This is a genomic window from Acinetobacter sp. V104_13, assembly GCF_031798995.1.
Classification (GTDB): domain Bacteria; phylum Pseudomonadota; class Gammaproteobacteria; order Pseudomonadales; family Moraxellaceae; genus Acinetobacter; species Acinetobacter pittii.
In genome coordinates this window covers 172,054-192,681 of sequence record NZ_JAVQNP010000020.1, presented here as the reverse complement: position 1 = coordinate 192,681, position 20,628 = coordinate 172,054, and the positions used below count along the sequence as shown (strand labels likewise).

Genomic DNA, 20,628 nt, shown 5'->3' with positions numbered 1-20,628 from the left:
TATAGAGATGCTTGTTGTGTTCCCATTTATTATATGAGTCATGTTTAATAAACAAGTTGTTTTTTGATAAGTTGAAATATTAGCTATAAAAAATTTTAGAAAAAGACTTTATATATTGCTCGGCCTTCGCATCATAATTTTGAAAACCCGCATCAAAAACCCATCTTTCAATTTCAGATTTTTTGACTAAATTTTGCAAATGAAGCTGATGATGTCGGTCTAGTTCCTCTTTGAGAGCTTGCAGCATTACTTCATTTAAACCAGAGGGAGGATTCAGACCTGTATCTAAAATACTAGGGGCAAATGCCACACTTTTCAGTTCCAGTTGATGCGTTGTCTTTACAACAGTTTTTATCGCGGTCTTGATTCTCTCTAACGTAAACTCTTCTGGAGCGCCCATTCCTATCAGTAAAACTTTAGAGGCTTGTATGGTCGATGGCGTTTGATTTATTAAAAGAGTATCGTTCAATTTCGCACTGAACCAATTATTTTTCCGTATTTCATTTAACCTTCCATTTAGTGCTTCATCTAAATGTGCTAAACCGCCAGAAAAAGAACGGTTATTCATTTCATGTTCAAAAATACAAGCACAGGAAAGTTCAACCTCAGCCGAGGTGCAGTCCCAAGTCACCAGTTCAATATCTAGATTTTGATAATAGCCAATTTTTGTTTGCTTTAAATCTGTGCCCATATTTTTTCTCTTCTCGATTTACCATCCATATTTAAGTTCAACACCCAGATAATTTGAGTCTTTACCTCCAGCTCTCTTAATCGTGTCTCCGACTTCAAAGTGTACTCCTTCGGCAGCAACAGACAGATTAGAATTTATTTTTTGATCTGCTCTTAGTTGAATATATGCTCCCGTCCAGCTTGAACCTTGTCCTGCTGTGTTCGCCATGCTGTTATTGCCTTGGAAATAAACTGCATCATTGGTGGTTTCACGCCATTGAAAACCTAATGCGGTTAATAGGGTGAGTTTATCGGAAGGCTTAAGTGTAAGAGATGGTTTGATGTGAATGATATTGCTGTAGCCACTATAACCCGCCAAAGTAAAATATGAGCCGTTTGCAAAGAGCTGGTTAAAAGTATTGAGTTCATTATCGTTGGCGCTTTTATCGCCTGTGGCTATATCAAACTGGACGCCTAAACGTGGTGACCAAGCTTGTTCAGCAAACGTATATCCCGTAATGCTACTGAGTCCCCATGCCTGAATAGTTTGTCCACCAATCTTTCCACGCTGAAGCATACCTTCAACATCCCAATCAATATTATTCTTTTTACCCATATGACGAGCATCATATAAGTCTCGAATCTCATTTCCCTTAACGCTTGTAAAAGATGCGTTATCGCGTTCATAACGAGAGTAATAACCAGATAACTCGCCTCCCCACACATTTTGTTTATCTACACGGAAGCCGCTAAAACTTAAATCGCTTTTCGAGTGGTCATTAAAAGTTGAATCTTTTTCAATCTGAACAGGTCTAGTGAGATAGCCTAAAACTCTCCAATCGCCATATTCATAACCAGACCAAATACCATCAAAAGCTTGTCTAACGTTTGGCCCTTCGCGATTCGAAATAAAGCGCTGCAAGTCAAAAGCCATCTCTTGACGCCCAACTCTAAACTTAAAAGTTCCATTATTTAAAGGACTCACCCACGCAATAAAGGCTTGTTCTATATCAAGTCTATTTTGATCGGTACTGCTAATATTCTTTTTATCAAACGCTCGCGCATCACTGAGCTGAGTAAATAATTGTAAATGATCACCTATACGTGCATCGGCATGAACTTGTAATCTTTGAATTAAATAGCGATCGGCTTGATTATTTCCGCTACCAAATCTCGCATTATTATTGACTTCAAAACGCTCGCGAATATTTGCCCCTAGTGATAAATAATTATTATCGCCAAAAGGTATATATTTAAAATCATCACCTATTTTCTTTGGCACACATGGATTTTTTAAAACATCCCAATTTTCCTGCCAGCGATTCGTTGAGATTTTTGGACGAGTTGGACATGCATTTGTATTTGAAGCTTCATTTTCCGCATGAGTAACTTCATAAAAAAATAAACTCCCCGTCAGCAATAAACTTATTTTAATTATTTTACGGTAAGTTTCTGAGCACTTAATTCGATATTTTCTATCTTTAGAAATATGCTGGGCCATCTAGTTTTCCACGGTAATCAATAGATCATTGCAAAGACTTAGTCGTTTACACCCACATTGCCCTTAAGCAATATGAGTGTTGTTTTATCAATCATTAAGGCAATAAATTACTTTGTAGCGGCATGAATTTCAGCAATATAACCACCCGGGAACTGTACCATCGCGGCTTCTCGACCATCTGTTTTATAGGCATTCACCAAGACTGTCGCACCAGATTTTGTCGCTTTATCTAAAGTCTCAGATAAGTTTTTGACTTCATAACCCGTCATATCATGCCCATATGGGTAAGGAAGATGACCATCGGTAACCAACACTGTCATTTTGCCGAAATCAGATTCCACGCGAATACGTCTATAGGTTTCATTTGGACGTCCAATTTCTACACCAGCCGCTTTAGGGTTGTCTGAAACCACTTTACCGTGTGAGAAATTGACGAATTTTTTAACAAAAGAATCCGCACTTTGTTTTGAAATATAAATACGATTTTCTGGCACAGTTTCTAGTTTGTTATAGCTCGGTTTAGTGGTGTGCCAATAAAGTTGCATATTCACGCCACCCGGCCATTGAATGACTGAATCACGCCCGATCGGATCTGGAAATGTCTCAACAATGACATCAGCGCCATTTGCTTTAGCAGACTGCACTGCCGCATCCATATCTTTGACTAAATAGCCTGTTCTTTCCAAGCCAAAAGGATGTGGGACTGGAGTTTTAAAACCGAATACAGACAATGTTCCTACTGGGGTCAATACAAGTTGGGAAATGGTCTGGCTTGGTGTTGGAGTGACCTGAAAAATGCCTTGTTTAGATTTAGTTCCCCCAAATGTTGCCACTAAGCTATCGGTAAATTTATCGAAGTCTTCGGGGTTAACATACACATGTGTTGTATCGTATTGAGGAGCTACGCCGGGTGCTTCACTTTTTACACTCGTTGTTGTCTTGGCTAAAACCTGAGGAACAATGGCAACATTGGTGCCCACTAGCATTGTGCTTAAAAGCAAAGCTGATAATGATTTACGCATAAAAGACTCCTATTAGAATTAGATGCTGTAGCTTATTGTTTGTTTGGTTGTTGATTAGAAAGAATAGTGACCATCACCAGAGCAGCGATAAGACCGAGGTGTTCGAAAAAACTATTAAACGTACTAAAAAATGCAGGACCTGTATGATTCCAAAAGTCGTTGGCAACTAGCATCGCTATTGCGGTTAAGCAGCCTAAAGCCCCTGCTCCTAACCAGACAAAACGATTAAAAATAACCAAGAGCGAACCCACAATTTCAATCACAATCGCTGCGGCTGCCCAGAGCCAAGCCGGTTGCAAACCAAAACTTGCTTGCTCCTCAATAGCCGCATGAAAACCGATGAACTTATTAATTCCACCAACCAAATAGGCTGAAACTAATGCAACTCGAAGAAGTGGAAGCAATCCATGAATTGATAAAATCTTTTTAACCCATACTGGATTATTATTAATCAAGCCACTCATTTCTTTACCTCATTGATATTCTTTATTTCTAATCATTTATAAACACCCATCGCAGTATTAATAAAACGATGTATTTAATATAAAACCAGTCTCTTAAAAATAATTTTTTAAAGCCAGATAAAATTTTTTAATTTTAAAATACTACCTATATATTTTTATAAACCACCGAGTAAATCCAAATAAAAGACAATATATATAAAATCAAAAATAAACGTAAACTACTAGATACCTATTTAAATACAAACTGTATCCTCAAAAGATACAATGATTGATAAGTAAAAGATGATAATATAGTTTAGCGACACGCCAAGTTAGCCTTTCAAAATTTAATGGATAAACTAGACTGTATTTATACTTTCATTAGTGTCGTAGAGAATGGAAATTTTAGTAATGCCTCTAGAAATTTAGGTATTACTCGAGATCAAGTCTCTAAAAGAATTTTTTATCTAGAAAGTTTATTCAGTACATCATTGTTTACGCGCAACACCCGAAAGATGGACCTCACCCGCTCAGGAGAGAAGTTTTATCAGCGCTGTAAAGCTATTGTTAAAGAATTAGATTTGGCTGCCAATGACTTCATCTATGATCAAAAGTACCCAGAGGGCATATTAAAAATTAGTGCTCCACATGCTTTTATTCAAACTTGCTTTTCAGATATTATTTCTAATTTCTTAATTCAATATCCTAATATCGAGATTGATTTATTATTTTCTGAAAAAACATCGGAAATAAATGAACATAAATTCGACATTATTTTAAAAATTGAAGAGGAAGTTAGAGAAGAAAATATTTTTATTCTAAATAGCTATAAAAGAAACTTCTATGTAACAGCTGCCTTTTTAAACAAATATGGAAAACCTAAAAGTATAGAAGAATTAAGAAAACACAATATATTCTTATATTCAAGAGCCGACTTAGAAAATAAAACTATTAATTCGCCCCCTCAACTAATCTGCAACAATATAGAAATACTTTTAGATCTATGTAAGAAAAACAAGGGCATTTTATATATTCCTGATTTTTTGGCTAAAAAATATGAAGATGAGGGAGCGATTATTAATTGCTCTCAAGACATATTTTCTACAAAACTTCATTTTTATGCTACCACGCCCTATGGATCAAAAATTCCAAAAAAGGTTCAGCTTTTCTTAAACACGTTAAAACAACATTTTCAATCTATTACTGAAGCTTTATAGCTTAGGACTTTTCGATCTCATAGAGCTATTGGTTTTCATTAGCCACAAACCAACCCCGCCAAAAAACAATCCAACACCTTTTCCCGCTCAATTGCCACATCCGAACTTAAAAGCTGAATAATTGCGCCTTCGATCATATATAAAAATAATTTGGCATCCTGAAAAGTTGCATCGTTTTTAAGTGCTCTAAGCTGGCTATAAATTTCATTGATGAGCCATGTTCTATATCTCACTGCGGTGATATAGGCTTTTGGGTAGGTGAGTTTCGTTTCAAAAATTGCTTTAAATAATAAATAGTACGGCCCTTCTACATCGCTATGTAAGAAATAAAGTTTCTTAAGTTTATCCTTCACGTTTGTACTTTGATCGTACTCAACAATTGCATCCACTTTTTCTTTTAAGCATTCTTTTTGCACGATCAAACAGATTTCAATAAATCGCTCTTTAGAATGAAAGTAGTTATAAAAAGTTGCTTTTGGAGTGTGAGACTCTTTCACGATTCGGTCGATGCCCACTGTGTGAAATCCGTGATGGTGAAACAAATGAATCGATGTATTAATGATTTGGATTGCACGTGTTGAGAGAACTAAATTTGGCATATTTTTACCGTTATAAATTCTTGTTGTTTCTAAACGAGATACTTTTTTGGGAGAAAAAAGGCATAGCAAAGCCGTAAGACTGTGCTTGGCACATCTCAAGTTTTATTGTTAATGCAAGTTTTTTTGAGCCGTAATGACTTAAAGCCTGAAAACCCTAAAGGGCATCAAGCTGCTTTAAATTTTTAAGTTGTGTCGTTATAGCTTTTGGCAGTCGCTGCCAAGAAATTAAGAATGTGCAAAGCCAACTCCTTTTTATTGGGAGTTCTGCCAGACATTTATAGAATTATGGTGGCAGAACGGAAGAAGGTTGACAGACTAGTAATAACTCAAACTAGCACACCCGAAGGTGTCCCTCTCCCGTCCTACCGCTACGGGAGGGAACGAGTGGTCCACCACACACAAAACTATTCCTCAGAAAGAAAAGCTCTGATGCGGGAGTTATTATTCAGCCTGTCAAAGCCGGCTGGCAATGTGGCCAGCAGGCAAAGGATAGTGCTCTGCCCTTTAGCAGTCAAGCACACAAAATGACATTTGTTTTAAATTAGATCATTAAAAAGTAAGGATAAATAATGAGATAGTTATTGTTAAAGTGGGGTTTATAAAGGTGAGGTTTTGGCAGCTATAACTTTATAGGTTGTAACCTTTTAACAAGTTTAAAGGTTACACCGCTCAATTAAATTATAAATAGAAATTAGACTTAACCTATTTTCATAAAATATAAATCAGTGCCTTTTGCAATTGTCTGCTCTTGAAAAGGTACTATCACAATACAATTCGCTTTAACAAATGGCTCTATCTGATATGACTGTTGTTGCTCAATAATTTCCAATACATATTCCCCATTTTCTTGAGCCTTATAACACCCCCATAACAACTTTCTATTTGTCACATCAGGAACAATTTCTATGTCAGTTTTACCTTTAAAGTAAGCATGATCAAAAAAGTCTGAGATGTGCTTATTCAAAATATATTTCACAAAAGCATGCATCAGAATCGCAATATCTTGAATGTCACCCGGTAAATTAATAATAGTCGCTTTGTCTTCTGTAACGACTACACGCATACCTTTATGATTACCGCTTTCATCATATATCTGCACAGTCTCACGGCTAGGTGGAGTCCTATCTTGGCCTTTAAGAATTTTAATTTCATTAGCTGGTATACAACGTGTATTCAAGGCCGATGACATGCTGCTTTGATCAAAGATTGGAAGTTTTTCAAGCTGGAATAAAGAAGAACGATTATTTTGATATGTGCAGCAAAGAATGACATCAAAGTTTGAGTTTTGTTCTTCAAAGAACTTTATATAATCGTCCCTGCTCGTCGTTAATGAGTCATCTAAAGCTGGGTCATTATCTTTTTTAAGATTATTAAATGCAGCATCAAAACGTTCAGGTTTGAGTGATTTGATTTCTACCTGCTCGTAGCCCCATGTTTTCAAGACATCTTTAACATACAGACTTTCCTCACTCATTTCTTCTTTATCAAAAGAATGCATACTTATAATGAGAATTTTGGGGTTTTTATATATAGATAATTCTTTGATTCCCGCTCGTCTTAAAACAATTAATTTTTCAGGAGTCAGTTTCTCATCTTTTTTTAGAATCACATCGCCTTGTTTAAATATACTGCCCTTTGGGATAACACCATGCATGGCAGGAATAGAACCAGTAATTTTTTTAGCATCGGTATCAGAGAGATCTAATCTTTCATCTTGTTCAGCAATCACTGAATCTAAAGACTCTGGTAATTTTGTATAGGCAGGAATTTCTAACAAACTTGGAGTTTTTAGATCTAATTTATACGGATTAATAGATCTATAAAGCTGTTGTCCCCAATAATAGCAATGAGTAATTAATAAAGGGCTATCTTTACTTACAGATTGAGTTGTTTCTGAGTTAAGAGCCCAACCCGCATATTCAGATAAATTATGCAGAGGATAATCCCGTAAAGCATATACATCACTTGCGTTAACTTGATTTACAGCTTCATCTAATTTTACAGTTTCTTTTAAATCACCTTTAGGCAAATTTATATTGATATGATAAAAAATGTCCGTTAAATGATTTGGTAAGTTATCTGGTATTGGAAGTTTTTTTTGCATAAATATAGATCCTAGAAGTACCTCAAATAGGAGGTACTTCGCTAGTTTTATTTATTAATAAAGAATTTATCGTTATCTAAAACATTCGGTATTAAATAAGCTCCAAACTGCTTCAGCCTTTTAGGGAATGAATTGCTCTTTTAGGCGAATATAGAAAATGAAATTAATTTATAAAACCAATAAAAAAGCCCTAAACCATTATAATTTAGGGCTTTTTTAGTCATGTAAAGCTATTCGAGTTTATATGACTTTAATATTTTGGTAGGTATATCCAGACTCGAACTGGAGACCTCTACGATGTCAAGGACTATCTAATATTTTTTAAATCATAAACTTAACATCGATTTGACGCAGTTTTGTCGCAGAATTACTAGTTGGTTTAATAATAAAATAGATCTGATTTTAAAATTTACATCAATGGTCTATGTTGTTTAGGGCCTTTCCATTTAAAAGAATTCAGAACACCGACTAAAATTTCTAGTAATTTGCTTAATGATTCACAAGAAATTTCCACTCTCCCTATCTCTCCATTTGCCATTGTTGATTCAAAGTTTGAACCATTAAGCGTATCTAAGACCAGGACTCCACCATTAGGCGCATTTATATAATCATTGTCTATTGGCTTTAAATCCATTTGTTTATTATATGCCCCTTTGCCTCTTGAGCGATCTTCTAAATGCTGCATAGTATTCCGAACAGGACGTAAATCTGGGAAATACTTTGATATTTTCTCATATTGCTGTACAACTCCAGATGGAATTCCTTTCTCCTCAGTCAATCTTTGAAGCACTCTATCAAACAAATCAAGTGCATTGATAAATGCTCTAGCATAGATCCTTTGGCAACTTATTTCGAAACCTATTGGCTTTTTTCCATTACTCCATTGTTCTTTTTTAAATTGAATGTCTGTTTGTAAACTAAGCTCTAATTGATAGTCGTACTCACTCATTCCTTCTCTTGGTATTTTCTTTTCAAGAAAATTTCTAATTTCATATTTTTTTGAAGAATCTTCAGCAAATTTTTCTCTCGAAAATGGATATAATTTTGAAGCATCAAGTGTGCTAAACATATCTAAAGCAACATTTGCATCCTGAAATTGCGATTCAAGCATTAAAATTTGTTTAAAAATTCGTATTGACCACTCTTCATCGTCATAATCTATCCAAGTGCCTGGAATAACATAATCAAAGAAAACCATATTCCCCTCTCTAATTTTTTCGAAATCTTAATATTAAGTATATTTACTTATAGTTTGTTAAGTTGTAAAAAAATACAAAAATTATTGGAAAAAAATGAAATACATCTATTTAAAAAAGATGGGAAGTCTCTTCATATTGTTCAAAATGAACATGAAGATTTTCAAGACAATAGCCACATCAGCCCAATGTACACAAAACAGTACGTGCTGAAGAGCAGAAGGAAGGAGCAATAAAATTTCAAGAACCAGTGATTGAGTACGTACCACCCAGCTTTCTTGGTTTTGGTATTTTCATCTTGTTGCAGATTTGTCGCAGAATTCTTGGAAATATTGCCATTTTTAGCCGTAAATTCAAATGGACAACGTTGTTAAATTAATTACATCTTTTTTACATAATTTGTTTTTTTATAGCACTATTCTTTAATTCAGAAGAATTATTAAACTTCTCAAAAAAGGCTAATTATGTGCTCAAACTATGAACCTATCGCCAAAGATAGAATACACTTACTTGATCTTTTTGAACCGACATTTGAATATAAAAATCATATTTACCCTAATTATGAAGCACCTCTTTTATTCTCTAAAAAAGTACAAATGGAATGGCGATTGGCGCGTTTCGGTTTAGTAGCACCATGGGTAAAGGAACTAAAAAAAGTCCATAATACATATAACGCAAGAACTGAGACCGTTCACGAAAAACCAAGCTTCAGAAATGCATGGAAGAAAAACCAATTTTGTTTAATTCCTGCTGATGTAATTTTTGAACCAAAGTACATTGATAACAAGCCTGAATGGTGGGGAATTTATCGTAAAGATAATATGCCTTTTACCGTGGCTGGTATTTATGAATATGCGGTTGTTGATGGTGAAGAGATCAGATCAATGAGCATGCTTACCATAAATTCTGATCACCACCCTTTCATGAAACAATTCCACGCTCCTACCGACGAAAAGCGATCAATTATTGTTATCCCACCAGATTTAAGAGATGACTGGTTACATTGCAGGCATGAGGATGCTAAGGATTTTTTCTTAGATATGCCGATTGATGAGTTCACTGCCCAACCAAGATCAGAGATGAAGAATTTCCGACCAAATGCACAATAACAGACGTCAGCTTTTGACTTCTATTTGTTTATCCACAATTTTTTTTATTTGAATTTCAACCTAGCTCTAGCATATCATCTTGATTATGTAACGAAATCAAGGAGTAACTATGAGCACTATCGAACCTTTTATTATTGAAATTAAGCCGCATCTTAATCAGTGTAAGGCTTTGACAGATATTGCCTCAATAAAATTAGTCACTCCATCAACACATATATCAATACCATTAGCTATTGAAAAGGTATCTGCTGGCTTTCCCTCCCCCGCTCAAGATTACATTGATCGATCACTCGATATGAATGAGCATCTCATTAAGAATGAAGAGGCAACATTTATCGTAAGGGTTGCTTCATTATCAATGTTAAATGCAGGCATTGATATAGATGACGAACTAATTGTTGATCGGAGTCTGGATGCTAAACATAACGATATTGTAGTTGCTCTTATAGATAATGATTTTACTGTTAAACGTTTAATGATTGATGAGACAGGCAAATGGCTAAAGGCAGAAAATCCTGATTATCAAAATATTTATTTGTCGGATGGTCAAGAGTTAATAATTTGGGGTGTTGTAACTTACATTTTAAAAAATACAAGAAAAAGATCATGAAACACGAGGAGAAAGTCTTTTTTCTCATAGACGTTAATAATATGTATGTCTCATGCGAGAGAGTCTTTAACCCTAGTTTGAATAACCAACCTGTCATTGTCTTATCAAACAACGATGGGTGTGCCGTGGCGCGCAGCAACGAATCCAAGGCTCTAAATATTAAGATGGGTGTGCCACTATTCCAGATCAAAGATATAGTTAAACAGCATAAGGTGATTGTTTTATCTAGTAATTATGCTCTTTATGCCGAAATGTCTAGACGCTTTCATAAGATACTTGGTTCATATGTCACAGAGGAAGAAGTAGAAGGTTATTCAATTGATGAGTGTTTTGTAGATTTTACTGCCTATGAAAAGAATTTTGATCTAGAAAAAGTTGGTCAAGATATGCGGGCTAAGGTATTGAAATGGATTGGTTTGCCTGTGTGCGTGGGAATAGGTCGCAGCAAGACAGAAGCAAAAATATCCAACCATATAGCTAAAAAAAATGCTGGTTTTAATGGAGTTTGCGACCTAGTCAACATGGATCCATGCAATAAGGAATATTACTTTTCACAAATAGATGTAAGTGAAGTTTGGGGTGTTGGTCGTAAGCACGCAAAAAAACTTCATAGTATGGGCATTAGGAGTGTTTTAGATTTAGCATGTACTGAAGCAAGGGAAATGCAACGACTGTTTTCTATCGTCATGGCTCGTACTATTAATGAACTACAGGGCATCTCATGCATTGAAATTGAAGACACCCCGTCATCAAAAAAACAAATTATTAAATCTTGTTCCTTTGGGGCAAAAGTAACTGAGCTAGATGATTTGAAGGAAGCTATAGCAATGCATGCACAAGAGGCATGCAAGCGGTTACGTGACGAAGAATCACTATGCGGATGCCTACTTGTATTTGTTCAATCTAGCCCATTTGATGAAAGTGCACCTTTCTACAACAAGTCTATTACTGGCTCCTTTTCAGAACCTACGGATTGTGCGATAGACTTCGTAAAAGCAGCAGTGAAAATGGTATCTCATATTTATAAAGAAGGTATTAAATATAAAAAGTGTGGAGTAATACTAACTGGTTTAGAGCCAAAGTCTGGCCACACTTATGACTTACTCACAGATTTTGAAGAGATAGATAAAAAAGAACAACTAATGATAGCTATGGAAAACGTCCACACTAAATTTGGAAAGAAAAAATTAGGGGTCGGACCCTGCTTTATAGCCAATCGGAACTGGTCAATGAGCAGGGATAAATTAAGTAAGAATCCTTTTAGATGGGATGAGTTATTAACTATCAATAACTAATATTTTTTCATAAAAAAGGGTCTTATGGTCAAATATAGATTACGTACTAACTTAATTTTTTTCTAAAACTAAATAAATTCTATTAGTTAGTAAGTAAATATTATTTATACACTTATCTAGAAATGGTAACAAATCTAGAAGTTCATCACCAATTAGAATTTTCTTATCCTTTGTAATCTTAAAGTTAATAGGAATATCCCCCTTTCTTGTAATTTCTATCTTACCTTTATCGTAAATAAAGTCATCTATACGCTTTCCATCCACAAAAAAATCCCTTACTTTTATATTTGAACTACTCCCTCCGATACTTATTAAACCCATATTATTTACTTCAGCAATTACTGAATTCACCGTCTCACTACTATGTCTTATATCAAGTGGATTGTTATGCTTAACTTCATTTGTTAAAGAGCATAGTTTAGGCAACCAATCATCTCTACTTTGAAAGGATTGTATATTTAACAACTCTTCATAAATTTCACTAATTTCACTTTGTAGTGAGGGGAAATTTCTTTTTATTGACTTATAGAAGGCTTCCTCATTAGCACCGTACGGAAAATATAGTTTTATTTTACTAGGTACTTTCAAGTTATCATTAATATCTTTCGCCAAATAATCAAGTGAACTTCTAAGATGCTCAAATATTGTTTTCACCTTAGGTTTAGAAATATTCCGATGGGAATTAATTATTGAGTAAATTTCTCTTGCTTCTTCAATTAATTCCAAAATTGATTCTTTTCTCATATAAACTCATTTATTTAAATTTTGATTACTACAATATAGAATATAAATGTTCCATAAAGATCATTATGCAAGAACCCTGTTAATTATAAAACCCTAAACATCGATCGGTACCATAGCGACCGTTTTACCAGCCAATTCATGATGACAGTCAGATAAAAATTGAATCTTTCCTTCAGTCAAAAATAGATGGCATCGCTTTGTAGGGTAATGATCATTAATCAGTAAAGATGGTGTAAATGTTGGCTTATCTACATTGCCGTTAAAATCCCAAGTACTTCCATTGTGGCGTACGCTTGCTTTTACATAGAATGGATGTAAATACTTACACCCTGGGCACTTAAACATATAGATGCCACTGCTCCAAAATTCTAAGTATGGAGTGAGCTCAGTTATTGTTTCTGCTTGAATCATTTAAACCCCCACACGATTGTTGATCCAGCCATAGAAAAATTGTTCTTGCTTAGGATTACGTTCACAGATTTCAATGTAGCGCTGGCCCTGCATAATATTTAGAACTCGCACAAGGACTTTCTCGCCTTCATTTCCACGTTTAGACAAATAGGTTTTTAGAGCGTTTAGGGTAGCTGGACCATAAATTCCGTCTGGCATAAGATCTGGCCAACCACCTTTGCCTTGATTATTCAGCAAATTCAAAGCCCGTTGTAAAAGTGGCTTTGCAAATCCAGTACCGCAATTCACACCAGTATCTAAAAGCTCTTCAGCAACAGCTGAGCTAATAGCATTCACTTGATCAAATCGTGGAGCTGTCCAATACTGCTTTTTATAAATGGCTTTGGCCACATCAAGCGGTAAATCTTTCATGTTGCCCTTAAAACCGTTTGTACGTGCTACTGCTTCAGTAATACCGTACTTAGTTGCACCACCACGGTCAGCAGGGTTATTTACATAACCACCTTCTCGTTTAATTAATTCATCAAGATATTGTTCAATATTCATTTCATTTCCTTTAAATATAAAAAAACCACCCGAAGGCGGCATTAACTGTTTTCGAAGTCTTTTTTGGATTTCTTTACCTCTTGGATAACTTCAATAATAGTTTTTCCCTCCTGTTTATCAATGAAGTTGAAAATCCACCTCACTAGAGCCCAACCTGGAATTCCGCAAATAAAGAAGAAGCCACCTAGCGCAATCATTCCCCAAATATCCGTAATCCATTCGTGAAGTCCCCATTTCACAATAATGAATGAGCCACCAGCTAGACTTGATACGACCGTACAAATCAGTCCTACAGCCCATTCTTGAGGTGAGCGTGGCATACGGGTCATTAATACAACTGCTGCAACTAATGCGACTGCTAAAGTCACCATAATTGCTGCGCTATAGAATTTTAATAGTGCGGTTAAACCGCTTGTAGAAACTGGTTCCATGCCTTTTACTCCAGTAGTAGGCAAAAAAAAGCTCTAACTTATTAAAGGTTAGAGCTATCCATAGGTTATTTTATTTTGCTTGACGAGTATTGGTAATTTTTACATTGTCCTCTGAATAATATGCCCCCTTATTAACAACAGGAGTTTCAGAAATAGTGTTTTGAACAATATTATTAATCCAAGTATCCTTTAATGGCCCATCAAGCTTCACAACATCTTTAGTTGTAAAGTTAGAAATAACTTTATTGATCGTAATATTATTTGAATCTCCTCTAATAGCTGGCACACCATACTGCCCCGTATGGACAAGAACCACATAATATTTGAAACCAACCTGATCATCAGCAATATCATCAACACTAATGAACTGCATTTTTGAACCACCAGTCCATAATAAACGTATACCGCCATTTGAATTTTTCCCGCGAACATTCCAGATGCGCCCATTTTTAATATCGATACCAAGGCCACGGTCCTCATATCCACCGACTTGAATTGGATACACATATTCATACCATGGGTGCTGTACTGCATATCTATGGATTGCAGTCAACGCAATCATGTCATCCGAAGTAGTACCTGAAATATTGTAAATTTCAAAATCCTGACATCCCATACGTACATCAACACCGTCACCATTTTTAACTGTTGTATCAAAGTACAAATCATGGAATTTAAAGTCTTCACAGCCATGTTCATTTGAGTTTGCCCAACAAGTAGTTTTTTTAAAGGATAAATTAAAGACTCTATGCCCTTTTGTATTCGCAAATAGAAAAGATAATGTCCTCCATCCAAAAAGATCACCGATGAAAGGAATAGGATTTCCTCCCTTTACTGGATGAACTGCGGTGTAAGGAGCATCAATATTACCCTCTACAACAGATAGCATTTTGTCGTTACCAAAAATCCAAATATTTTCATTTGGATATAATTCTAAGGCTGGCTCAAAAGGATTTGGACTAGGTACGATTCCCTCATTACGAATCATTGTGTCAAAAACCCCAGCAGCCTTCTTAAGCGTAGAGTTATTAATGTAAATCCAGCAGTTATCTGGTAACAGGAGTGATTCTGTAATAGTCCAAATGTTGGTGTTATCTCTTGAATCCTGAGCTAACTCAATAATTCCATAACCTTGCGTTTTCACAAAAGAAATTGAACTCTTCAATCGGTCCATCTGAGTCAAATCAGCAAAGTCATTCGGAGAGATGAACTTTTTAAGATTAAACATATCTAGCATTTTCTCAATCATTGCTCTTCTACGAATTCTCGCAGAGTCACTTTCACGACCTACACCAGATATTGATTCAAGGACACCTACTCGACTATTTAACTGATTGGATAAAGTTTCTAAGTTTAAAAATCTCTGCTCAGTAGGTTTAACTCTCAAAGCTCCAGAAATAGTTAAGCCATTATTTATGTCATCATACTTCACCGTTCCTTTTTCATAATATACAGTTCGATAAGCTTTTACTGCGCTAACTGGAATATCAAAACTTCCATCAAGCTTATATTCTGAAAGAATTTTTTGACCATTAGCTGTGACAAATACCCACAACCAGGAAGCAACATTTAATGAATTTTTTACTTTTAAAACCGAATAGCGACTTACATCAATCTCTATATATTTTCGAATATCACCATTCTGCGCTGTTAGTAGATTAAGACTTCCTGGTGTTGTATCAACTGCATAACCGGAGCGGACTGCATTAGTGGCATTTATATCTTCATCACCGTCAATTACATCCTTCACATAGGTCTTTAATTGAGACATTAATAAGATATTATTTTCAGAAATTGCAGCATTAACTTCATTGCGAATTCTAAATTTAATAATTGCCTTGATAATGATTGTCGCGTTTTCGTATGCATTAGAGTCACCTACTTGGTAAGTTCTATAGGCCCATTTTGCACCGCTTGGTACTTCATAAGTGCCACTTCCCCAAGTCGTACTAGTTGAAATGTAAACTCCATTTTTATCGCAAAAAACCCATTTCCAAGCCGAAAAATTTGATGTTGCATTGTTAACTTCAAGCCTGACTATATTTGATACATCAATCTGGAGGTATGCACGTGTCTGGTTTTGTACAGAAGAAAATAAATTATCTTGAGGTGTAGAAGTATTAATAGCTTTACCAAAAATTGGTGCTAGAACAAGTTGTTTAGGATACTCATTAAATAACCCCTCAATAGATGATTTAGTAAAATCATTAGCTTGTTCTAAGGGACTTTTACCCCCAACTATCCACTTAGTACCATCCCAAAAATACAATTTCATTGTATCGTAGGCATAACCCATTGATGGAGTGACAAGAGGAACAGTCGATAATAAGGCAGCTTCTGTAAGATACGGTTTCCACCCACCATTTTCCATCATTATGCGAATCGCACGTGGAAAAGAGTTAAATGGGGCACCATATCGCGGGTTAATTAGTTTATCCTCATTTATAGCCTCACCCGCATGCTTGATATCAGTATCCAGATTTTTAAACTTTTCTTCAGTGAGAATCGCCATAAAATTTTCTCCAAAAAAAAGCCCCACATAATGCAGGGCTTTAATTTCATTCCGGGGTTAAATTAGGTTATTGATGATGTCTTTATCATTTTGATAATAACGTTCATCTAAATTGGTTGCTGATACGGAATTTTCAAAAACTCCATTTCGATTTTTGGTAGACACCAGGAATAACTCTTCCTCTTGCCGATCGTCCACAGTGATTGAATAAACGGTTTTTACTTCACCCTCTGTTACAAGGGCCTCAAGCGGTGGACGTGCTAAAACAAGATCATATTCACTTGCGCCCTGGCTAATTGGGATTTGATCAGTAAAGCCGCTTTTCATTTGAAGGTGAATCATATAGTCATGACCCGCTGTTAAAGTACATGGTTGACTTACTTCAATGTTTAAGCCATTCCAGACTAAAACCTCACCAGACGTTACTGATCCATCACCAAACACAACCAAAGGTAAACGAGTATCGTCAACCACAATGATTGGGTCACCACGTTCTGTTAGTTCACCTTCAGCGTAACAACTGAACTTGCAATTGACTCGCTGATACTTCAGTTTGTTCCAGGCACGCCAGCCGATGATATGTGCTTGCTCGCTATAAGCAATTCCATAGCCATCGATCTTTTTAGGATTGGTGATTTGGTCATTCGGGATTTTTAAAGTCTTTTCAACCCAACCCGCTTCGCTATCAACATACGTTATTTCAACACCGTCATAATTATTCTCAGGTTTAAAGTTATAAGTTCTAACTTCAGATTGAGACTTCTTATTCTTGTGATTAAATAACAATATTGGTTGTCGATTTTCCTTTTCAAAATCGAAATAAAGCGCTCGATTTAAGCGACGTTCATTACACCCAGATACACCCGCCATCATTCGGCAAATTTCTTCAAAAGACTGATTTGCATTATCAAGCGTGTAATTAAACTCAGCCATTTTTTCAGAGCCAAAATATTCAACTACATCATCAAATACTTGATAAATCTCTTCAGTATTGATTTCATTTAACGTGCGACGGCCAATAAGCTTGTTTAGACCTAAATCAATTATTAGATCAGCTATATTTCGCGATGGGATTAGCTCAGCAGAACGTACACCACCACGGAATGAATAAACTAGACTTTCAGCAATACAGTTTGTTTGTCGTGTATCAACAGCAGTTGCAGCACGTGTTGCTTGTGTGCGTTGGCGTATTAAAACCCTATTTGCATATACAAGTTTGGCTAAATAGCGAATTGCATAAGCTGTATAGAATTTAACTTCATCCGACAAATCGACTGCATCACCGTTGTCATTAACTCGTCTTGCACGGAAACGCACAGCTCCCGAAAACGGCAAGTCAATCCACATTGAGCCACCAACGCTATCACGGTTATTTGCTTTACCATTTAATCGTATAGTTTGGTTAAAAACGGCTCCAGTTGGGTTATCAGAAACGACTTGTTGATATTCAACATAGATATCCACATATTTAGCATCTGAACCTTGATAAATTCCATTTAAAGCTTGGAAATTTAGCAATAGCCCGGTTGCTTTCGGTGAATTAATCGTAAACCAGCCAATCCAGTTATCCTGTCCACCCCGCAATTTAATATTGCCTGTGCTGGTCTTCTGATCTTCTAAATCTGCAAGTTTATCCCAATCAGAATTTACCCCGCTTGGCGTTGCTAGTGTGAGCTGCTTATTAACGGTATCAACACCCGTTACAACATATTCGCCATCTAAAAAGATGTTTGCTGTGTTGGCTGTTAAATTGGCCGAAATATTTGAAGTTAGTACTTCAGTCACTTTTGAAAAATTTGTGTTTGTAGCCACTGGGTTTTTCAAATGAATTGTATAGACATTTGATACATACGTTACCGAGTCAATATCATACAGACCAGCTAAATCAAGCTGCCCATTTACTGGATCGGTCACCAGCAAAGAAGTCACATTAATTTTTCGGTAATTCTGATAATCCAAAACATTTTGAGTTGATTCAATTGCAAACGTTTTATTTACCGGGTCGACACTAACTTGGCCTGTTATTGATAAATCACCAACACCAAAATTTGCACCGCTAATAATTAAAGTCTCATTAATATTGAATGAGTTAAAACGATCTGCCGTGCCCTGGTCGTTGGCTTTTATCATATTTGGATATTGAAAATAAATATCTCCAGCTTCTACCCGCGTACTGTTTGGCGGCAAAGCTGTTTGACCATTAATCGAGTCACACTGCCGAGCAATTACTGGAGGCTCGGTAAAAGTATCACCCCATTTAAAAATCGTTTCTGTACCAACCAGACTTTGATTTAAGCCATAAGCCGATAAACTTGTTCCTGGTATTTCCTGAATCGGAGTATCACCGGTCTTAAACTCAGACAGCCGTACAGCGTTTTCACATACTGACAATAAAAGCTCTTCAACCTCTACCCCGTCTTTAAAATAACGATATGGAGGGGCAAACAAATCAGGTATAGCTTTAGGTGCACCAAGAATGTAAGGAACACGTTGTTTAATTCGTTGACGGTTTTCAGGATTCGATAAATTGTTATTACTCGAACCTGTCATTGTGCTGTTATTCGTTGGAGCTTTTGGCACCTTTACCAAAGCCGATACAGCTTGACCAAGCAACTTTGAAGCAATCCAAGTTACGGTAGAAGCCAATTCACCAGGATAACGAACAATCGTACATTCATCATCCATTTCCATAAGACGGGCAATAGATGCACGGTCATCACGTGTTGGTGTTATATCGTTTTCAGGACATGGATTACCTTTATAAATTTTCGCCTGGGGATGTTTGGTTTTTTCTTGCAAAAATGTATAAAGAATATTTTCAGACTCAACCGTAATTTTCTCGTGTTGGTCTAATGCATTCTTAATGATGTAAATTCGGCTCATAGTATCGAATCCGTTTAAACCAAATTTTGGCTTGTTCAACAGTGATGCGCTGAACACCGCATTCACTTAAATGAAAAATCTTGCCCTGAAAAAAAAGCCCCACATGGGAGCTTTCATTCATATATGTCATCAGGACTATGCAACCTTCTTTGGGCCTATCAATTCGCTTGTTTTGATGCACCGTTTCCCGTGAAGTTTTGATAGTTTCACTTAATGAACCAGCCAAGCCGACAAAACATGGTGAATAATCTAGTTCATAAATATGTTTAGCTGCTTCAATAACGAAATGGACACAATGAAATTTTTCTGGATCATATTTGCAGTAAAACAGCTTGATAATATTCATGAATAAAACCCTTCTAGACTTTCATCAGTACTTGCAGAATATATCTCGCCATTTCCTGAATCATTTAAACCAGGTGCTTGGGCCTCAAAACTAGATCCGCGATAATCACGGGTAACAGTTACAACCTCTAAATCTTTCACAACATAAGCAGGCACGTCATAACGACCAATGATGTAAGCTCGATAATTGAGAATTGGAGTTGTAATTTCATCATCCTGAAGCACAAGTTTAATCAGATCGGGAATAATGGTTCCAACATCGCCAATGACTGCCGATAGCTTTTGATCAAGGTTATCTTCATCGCCACCGCGGTTAATCGTTAAAGGCACATAAACATATTCAAACGTTTGACCGTCTTCATGAGTTAGTGAAATTGGTTCACTAGAATTGACCACATAGCGCAAAACTTGCGGCCAATTTGGATGTGAGATTTCCACACTCTCAAGCCAACCAACAGGACCCGTTGATTGATCAAGAACGGCCAGCATTTCTTCAGTAAGTTCAATCATTGATTTACCCCTAAAGCACCAGGTAACCATTCATTTGGCACTTTTTCGATATCGTCAATTACTTCGCTTGACTCAACACCTTGGCGTGTATTAACGATATTTCGATCTAAATCAGCACTACGTTTGATTGGTTTAACAATCACTTGAAAGCTAACCATGACTACAACGCCATTTCGCTTTGTTTCACCAGGTAATGATTCAGAAGTGAAGCGACATTCACACTCTTCAATTATCCCGTGGTCTAATGATAGCTCCCATTTCCAATTTTCTGGTTTACGCTGTTTTGTTCTCCAAAAAGCCCAAAAATATTGGCGGTCTGCATCGTCTTTTAATAAGACAGAGACATTAACCGAGTGCGGGGAGCCAACAAAAAAGGGGGCTTGCCTTGGCATGCCCCCTTCTGTTTTTTGTTCACGAATATCATTACCTGGTGTAAAGCCATACCCTTCTTGCAAGGGGCAAAGCATGAAAGTATCCAAAA

The 20,628-nt window shown here is 36.2% G+C and carries 20 protein-coding genes; 4 read left to right on the top strand and 16 right to left on the bottom strand.

What is annotated here, in order from left to right:
* Positions 1–79 precede the first annotated feature (79 nt).
* The 4 genes from RMB06_RS05655 to RMB06_RS05640 all read right to left on the bottom strand — a co-directional run bounded on the left by RMB06_RS05655 (position 80) and on the right by RMB06_RS05640 (position 3,656).
* Positions 80–691 carry a M17 family peptidase N-terminal domain-containing protein gene (locus RMB06_RS05655; RefSeq protein ID WP_032038764.1) on the bottom strand — a complete coding sequence of 204 codons (612 nt, stop codon included), beginning with the start codon at positions 689–691 and terminating at the stop codon, positions 80–82.
* 18 nt (positions 692–709) lie between these two features.
* Positions 710–2,170 carry an alginate export family protein gene (locus RMB06_RS05650; protein ID WP_086355053.1) on the bottom strand — a complete coding sequence of 487 codons (1,461 nt, stop codon included), beginning with the start codon at positions 2,168–2,170 and terminating at the stop codon, positions 710–712.
* Between the two features lie 107 nt (positions 2,171–2,277).
* Positions 2,278–3,192: a hypothetical protein gene (locus tag RMB06_RS05645; protein ID WP_032038768.1), complete on the bottom strand. Its 915-nt coding sequence runs from the start codon at positions 3,190–3,192 to the stop codon at positions 2,278–2,280.
* Between the two features lie 32 nt (positions 3,193–3,224).
* A complete protein-coding gene (locus tag RMB06_RS05640; protein ID WP_032038770.1) occupies positions 3,225–3,656 on the bottom strand; it encodes a DoxX family protein in 432 nt (143 codons plus the stop codon).
* Between the two features lie 329 nt (positions 3,657–3,985).
* Between RMB06_RS05640 and RMB06_RS05635 the strand changes: the two genes are divergently transcribed.
* Entirely contained in the window at positions 3,986–4,852 is an 867-nt protein-coding gene (locus RMB06_RS05635; protein WP_032038772.1) for a LysR family transcriptional regulator, read from the top strand.
* A 38-nt stretch (positions 4,853–4,890) separates the two neighbouring features.
* On the opposite strand, the gene RMB06_RS05630 is transcribed toward RMB06_RS05635, so the two are convergent.
* The 3 genes from RMB06_RS05630 to RMB06_RS05620 all read right to left on the bottom strand — a co-directional run bounded on the left by RMB06_RS05630 (position 4,891) and on the right by RMB06_RS05620 (position 8,753).
* Positions 4,891–5,451 carry a TetR/AcrR family transcriptional regulator gene (locus RMB06_RS05630; RefSeq protein ID WP_311078740.1) on the bottom strand — a complete coding sequence of 187 codons (561 nt, stop codon included), beginning with the start codon at positions 5,449–5,451 and terminating at the stop codon, positions 4,891–4,893.
* A 697-nt stretch (positions 5,452–6,148) separates the two neighbouring features.
* Positions 6,149–7,555, bottom strand: coding sequence for a molybdenum cofactor biosysnthesis protein MoeA (locus tag RMB06_RS05625; protein ID WP_130036781.1), 1,407 nt, complete (start codon positions 7,553–7,555; stop codon positions 6,149–6,151).
* 409 nt (positions 7,556–7,964) lie between these two features.
* Positions 7,965–8,753, bottom strand: a complete 789-nt coding sequence (locus RMB06_RS05620; RefSeq protein WP_311078738.1) for a hypothetical protein — start codon at positions 8,751–8,753, stop codon at positions 7,965–7,967.
* Positions 8,754–9,215: 462 nt separating this feature from the next.
* Here RMB06_RS05620 and RMB06_RS05615 point away from each other — a divergent pair, with 462 nt between their 5' ends.
* The 3 genes from RMB06_RS05615 to RMB06_RS05605 all read left to right on the top strand — a co-directional run bounded on the left by RMB06_RS05615 (position 9,216) and on the right by RMB06_RS05605 (position 11,765).
* Positions 9,216–9,860 (top strand): SOS response-associated peptidase family protein, encoded by a 645-nt coding sequence (locus RMB06_RS05615; protein WP_311078736.1) that lies wholly within the window; start codon positions 9,216–9,218, stop codon positions 9,858–9,860.
* Positions 9,861–9,969: 109 nt separating this feature from the next.
* Entirely contained in the window at positions 9,970–10,470 is a 501-nt protein-coding gene (locus RMB06_RS05610) for a translesion error-prone DNA polymerase V autoproteolytic subunit (protein WP_311078734.1), read from the top strand.
* Positions 10,467–11,765, top strand: a complete 1,299-nt coding sequence (locus RMB06_RS05605; RefSeq protein WP_311078732.1) for a DUF4113 domain-containing protein — start codon at positions 10,467–10,469, stop codon at positions 11,763–11,765. Before RMB06_RS05610 ends, RMB06_RS05605 begins: the two co-directional genes overlap by 4 nt.
* A 51-nt stretch (positions 11,766–11,816) precedes the next feature.
* Here the strand turns inward: RMB06_RS05605 and RMB06_RS05600 are convergent, their stop codons facing one another.
* The 9 genes from RMB06_RS05600 to RMB06_RS05560 all read right to left on the bottom strand — a co-directional run bounded on the left by RMB06_RS05600 (position 11,817) and on the right by RMB06_RS05560 (position 20,614).
* Complete coding sequence (locus RMB06_RS05600; RefSeq protein WP_311078731.1) at positions 11,817–12,509, bottom strand: hypothetical protein; 693 nt, start codon at positions 12,507–12,509, stop codon at positions 11,817–11,819.
* Between the two features lie 93 nt (positions 12,510–12,602).
* Positions 12,603–12,920, bottom strand: a complete 318-nt coding sequence (locus RMB06_RS05595) for a DUF6527 family protein (protein WP_311078730.1) — start codon at positions 12,918–12,920, stop codon at positions 12,603–12,605.
* Positions 12,921–13,466 carry a glycosyl hydrolase 108 family protein gene (locus tag RMB06_RS05590; RefSeq protein WP_311078729.1) on the bottom strand — a complete coding sequence of 182 codons (546 nt, stop codon included), beginning with the start codon at positions 13,464–13,466 and terminating at the stop codon, positions 12,921–12,923. It lies immediately after the preceding gene.
* 41 nt (positions 13,467–13,507) lie between these two features.
* Positions 13,508–13,897, bottom strand: a complete 390-nt coding sequence (locus tag RMB06_RS05585; protein ID WP_311078728.1) for a hypothetical protein — start codon at positions 13,895–13,897, stop codon at positions 13,508–13,510.
* A 70-nt stretch (positions 13,898–13,967) separates the two neighbouring features.
* Positions 13,968–16,409, bottom strand: a complete 2,442-nt coding sequence (locus tag RMB06_RS05580; RefSeq protein ID WP_311078727.1) for a hypothetical protein — start codon at positions 16,407–16,409, stop codon at positions 13,968–13,970.
* Between the two features lie 57 nt (positions 16,410–16,466).
* Complete coding sequence (locus tag RMB06_RS05575) at positions 16,467–19,292, bottom strand: host specificity factor TipJ family phage tail protein (protein ID WP_311078726.1); 2,826 nt, start codon at positions 19,290–19,292, stop codon at positions 16,467–16,469.
* Positions 19,270–19,638: a hypothetical protein gene (locus tag RMB06_RS05570; protein WP_311078725.1), complete on the bottom strand. Its 369-nt coding sequence runs from the start codon at positions 19,636–19,638 to the stop codon at positions 19,270–19,272. The genes RMB06_RS05575 and RMB06_RS05570 overlap by 23 nt, the downstream gene beginning before the upstream one ends.
* Positions 19,635–20,147: a DUF1833 family protein gene (locus RMB06_RS05565; protein WP_086378619.1), complete on the bottom strand. Its 513-nt coding sequence runs from the start codon at positions 20,145–20,147 to the stop codon at positions 19,635–19,637. Before RMB06_RS05565 ends, RMB06_RS05570 begins: the two co-directional genes overlap by 4 nt.
* On the bottom strand, positions 20,144–20,614 hold the full coding sequence (locus RMB06_RS05560) for a hypothetical protein (RefSeq protein WP_311078724.1): 471 nt from the start codon (positions 20,612–20,614) through the stop codon (positions 20,144–20,146). Before RMB06_RS05560 ends, RMB06_RS05565 begins: the two co-directional genes overlap by 4 nt.
* Positions 20,615–20,628 lie beyond the last annotated feature (14 nt).

What these genes read in the sequence shown, in the direction of transcription:
- RMB06_RS05615 (WP_311078736.1), top strand. Translation starts at nt 9,216, where the DNA reads ATGTGCTCAAACTATGAACCTATCGCCAAAGATAGAATACACTTACTT.
- RMB06_RS05595 (WP_311078730.1), bottom strand. Translation starts at nt 12,920, where the DNA reads ATGATTCAAGCAGAAACAATAACTGAGCTCACTCCATACTTAGAATTT.
- RMB06_RS05640 (WP_032038770.1), bottom strand. Translation starts at nt 3,656, where the DNA reads ATGAGTGGCTTGATTAATAATAATCCAGTATGGGTTAAAAAGATTTTA.
- RMB06_RS05590 (WP_311078729.1), bottom strand. Translation starts at nt 13,466, where the DNA reads ATGAATATTGAACAATATCTTGATGAATTAATTAAACGAGAAGGTGGT.
- RMB06_RS05600 (WP_311078731.1), bottom strand. Translation starts at nt 12,509, where the DNA reads ATGAGAAAAGAATCAATTTTGGAATTAATTGAAGAAGCAAGAGAAATT.
- RMB06_RS05635 (WP_032038772.1), top strand. Translation starts at nt 3,986, where the DNA reads ATGGATAAACTAGACTGTATTTATACTTTCATTAGTGTCGTAGAGAAT.
- RMB06_RS05580 (WP_311078727.1), bottom strand. Translation starts at nt 16,409, where the DNA reads ATGGCGATTCTCACTGAAGAAAAGTTTAAAAATCTGGATACTGATATC.
- RMB06_RS05650 (WP_086355053.1), bottom strand. Translation starts at nt 2,170, where the DNA reads ATGGCCCAGCATATTTCTAAAGATAGAAAATATCGAATTAAGTGCTCA.
- RMB06_RS05570 (WP_311078725.1), bottom strand. Translation starts at nt 19,638, where the DNA reads ATGAATATTATCAAGCTGTTTTACTGCAAATATGATCCAGAAAAATTT.
- RMB06_RS05560 (WP_311078724.1), bottom strand. Translation starts at nt 20,614, where the DNA reads ATGCTTTGCCCCTTGCAAGAAGGGTATGGCTTTACACCAGGTAATGAT.
- RMB06_RS05565 (WP_086378619.1), bottom strand. Translation starts at nt 20,147, where the DNA reads ATGATTGAACTTACTGAAGAAATGCTGGCCGTTCTTGATCAATCAACG.
- RMB06_RS05585 (WP_311078728.1), bottom strand. Translation starts at nt 13,897, where the DNA reads ATGGAACCAGTTTCTACAAGCGGTTTAACCGCACTATTAAAATTCTAT.
- RMB06_RS05605 (WP_311078732.1), top strand. Translation starts at nt 10,467, where the DNA reads ATGAAACACGAGGAGAAAGTCTTTTTTCTCATAGACGTTAATAATATG.
- RMB06_RS05645 (WP_032038768.1), bottom strand. Translation starts at nt 3,192, where the DNA reads ATGCGTAAATCATTATCAGCTTTGCTTTTAAGCACAATGCTAGTGGGC.
- RMB06_RS05620 (WP_311078738.1), bottom strand. Translation starts at nt 8,753, where the DNA reads ATGGTTTTCTTTGATTATGTTATTCCAGGCACTTGGATAGATTATGAC.
- RMB06_RS05575 (WP_311078726.1), bottom strand. Translation starts at nt 19,292, where the DNA reads ATGAGCCGAATTTACATCATTAAGAATGCATTAGACCAACACGAGAAA.
- RMB06_RS05655 (WP_032038764.1), bottom strand. Translation starts at nt 691, where the DNA reads ATGGGCACAGATTTAAAGCAAACAAAAATTGGCTATTATCAAAATCTA.
- RMB06_RS05625 (WP_130036781.1), bottom strand. Translation starts at nt 7,555, where the DNA reads ATGCAAAAAAAACTTCCAATACCAGATAACTTACCAAATCATTTAACG.
- RMB06_RS05610 (WP_311078734.1), top strand. Translation starts at nt 9,970, where the DNA reads ATGAGCACTATCGAACCTTTTATTATTGAAATTAAGCCGCATCTTAAT.
- RMB06_RS05630 (WP_311078740.1), bottom strand. Translation starts at nt 5,451, where the DNA reads ATGCCAAATTTAGTTCTCTCAACACGTGCAATCCAAATCATTAATACA.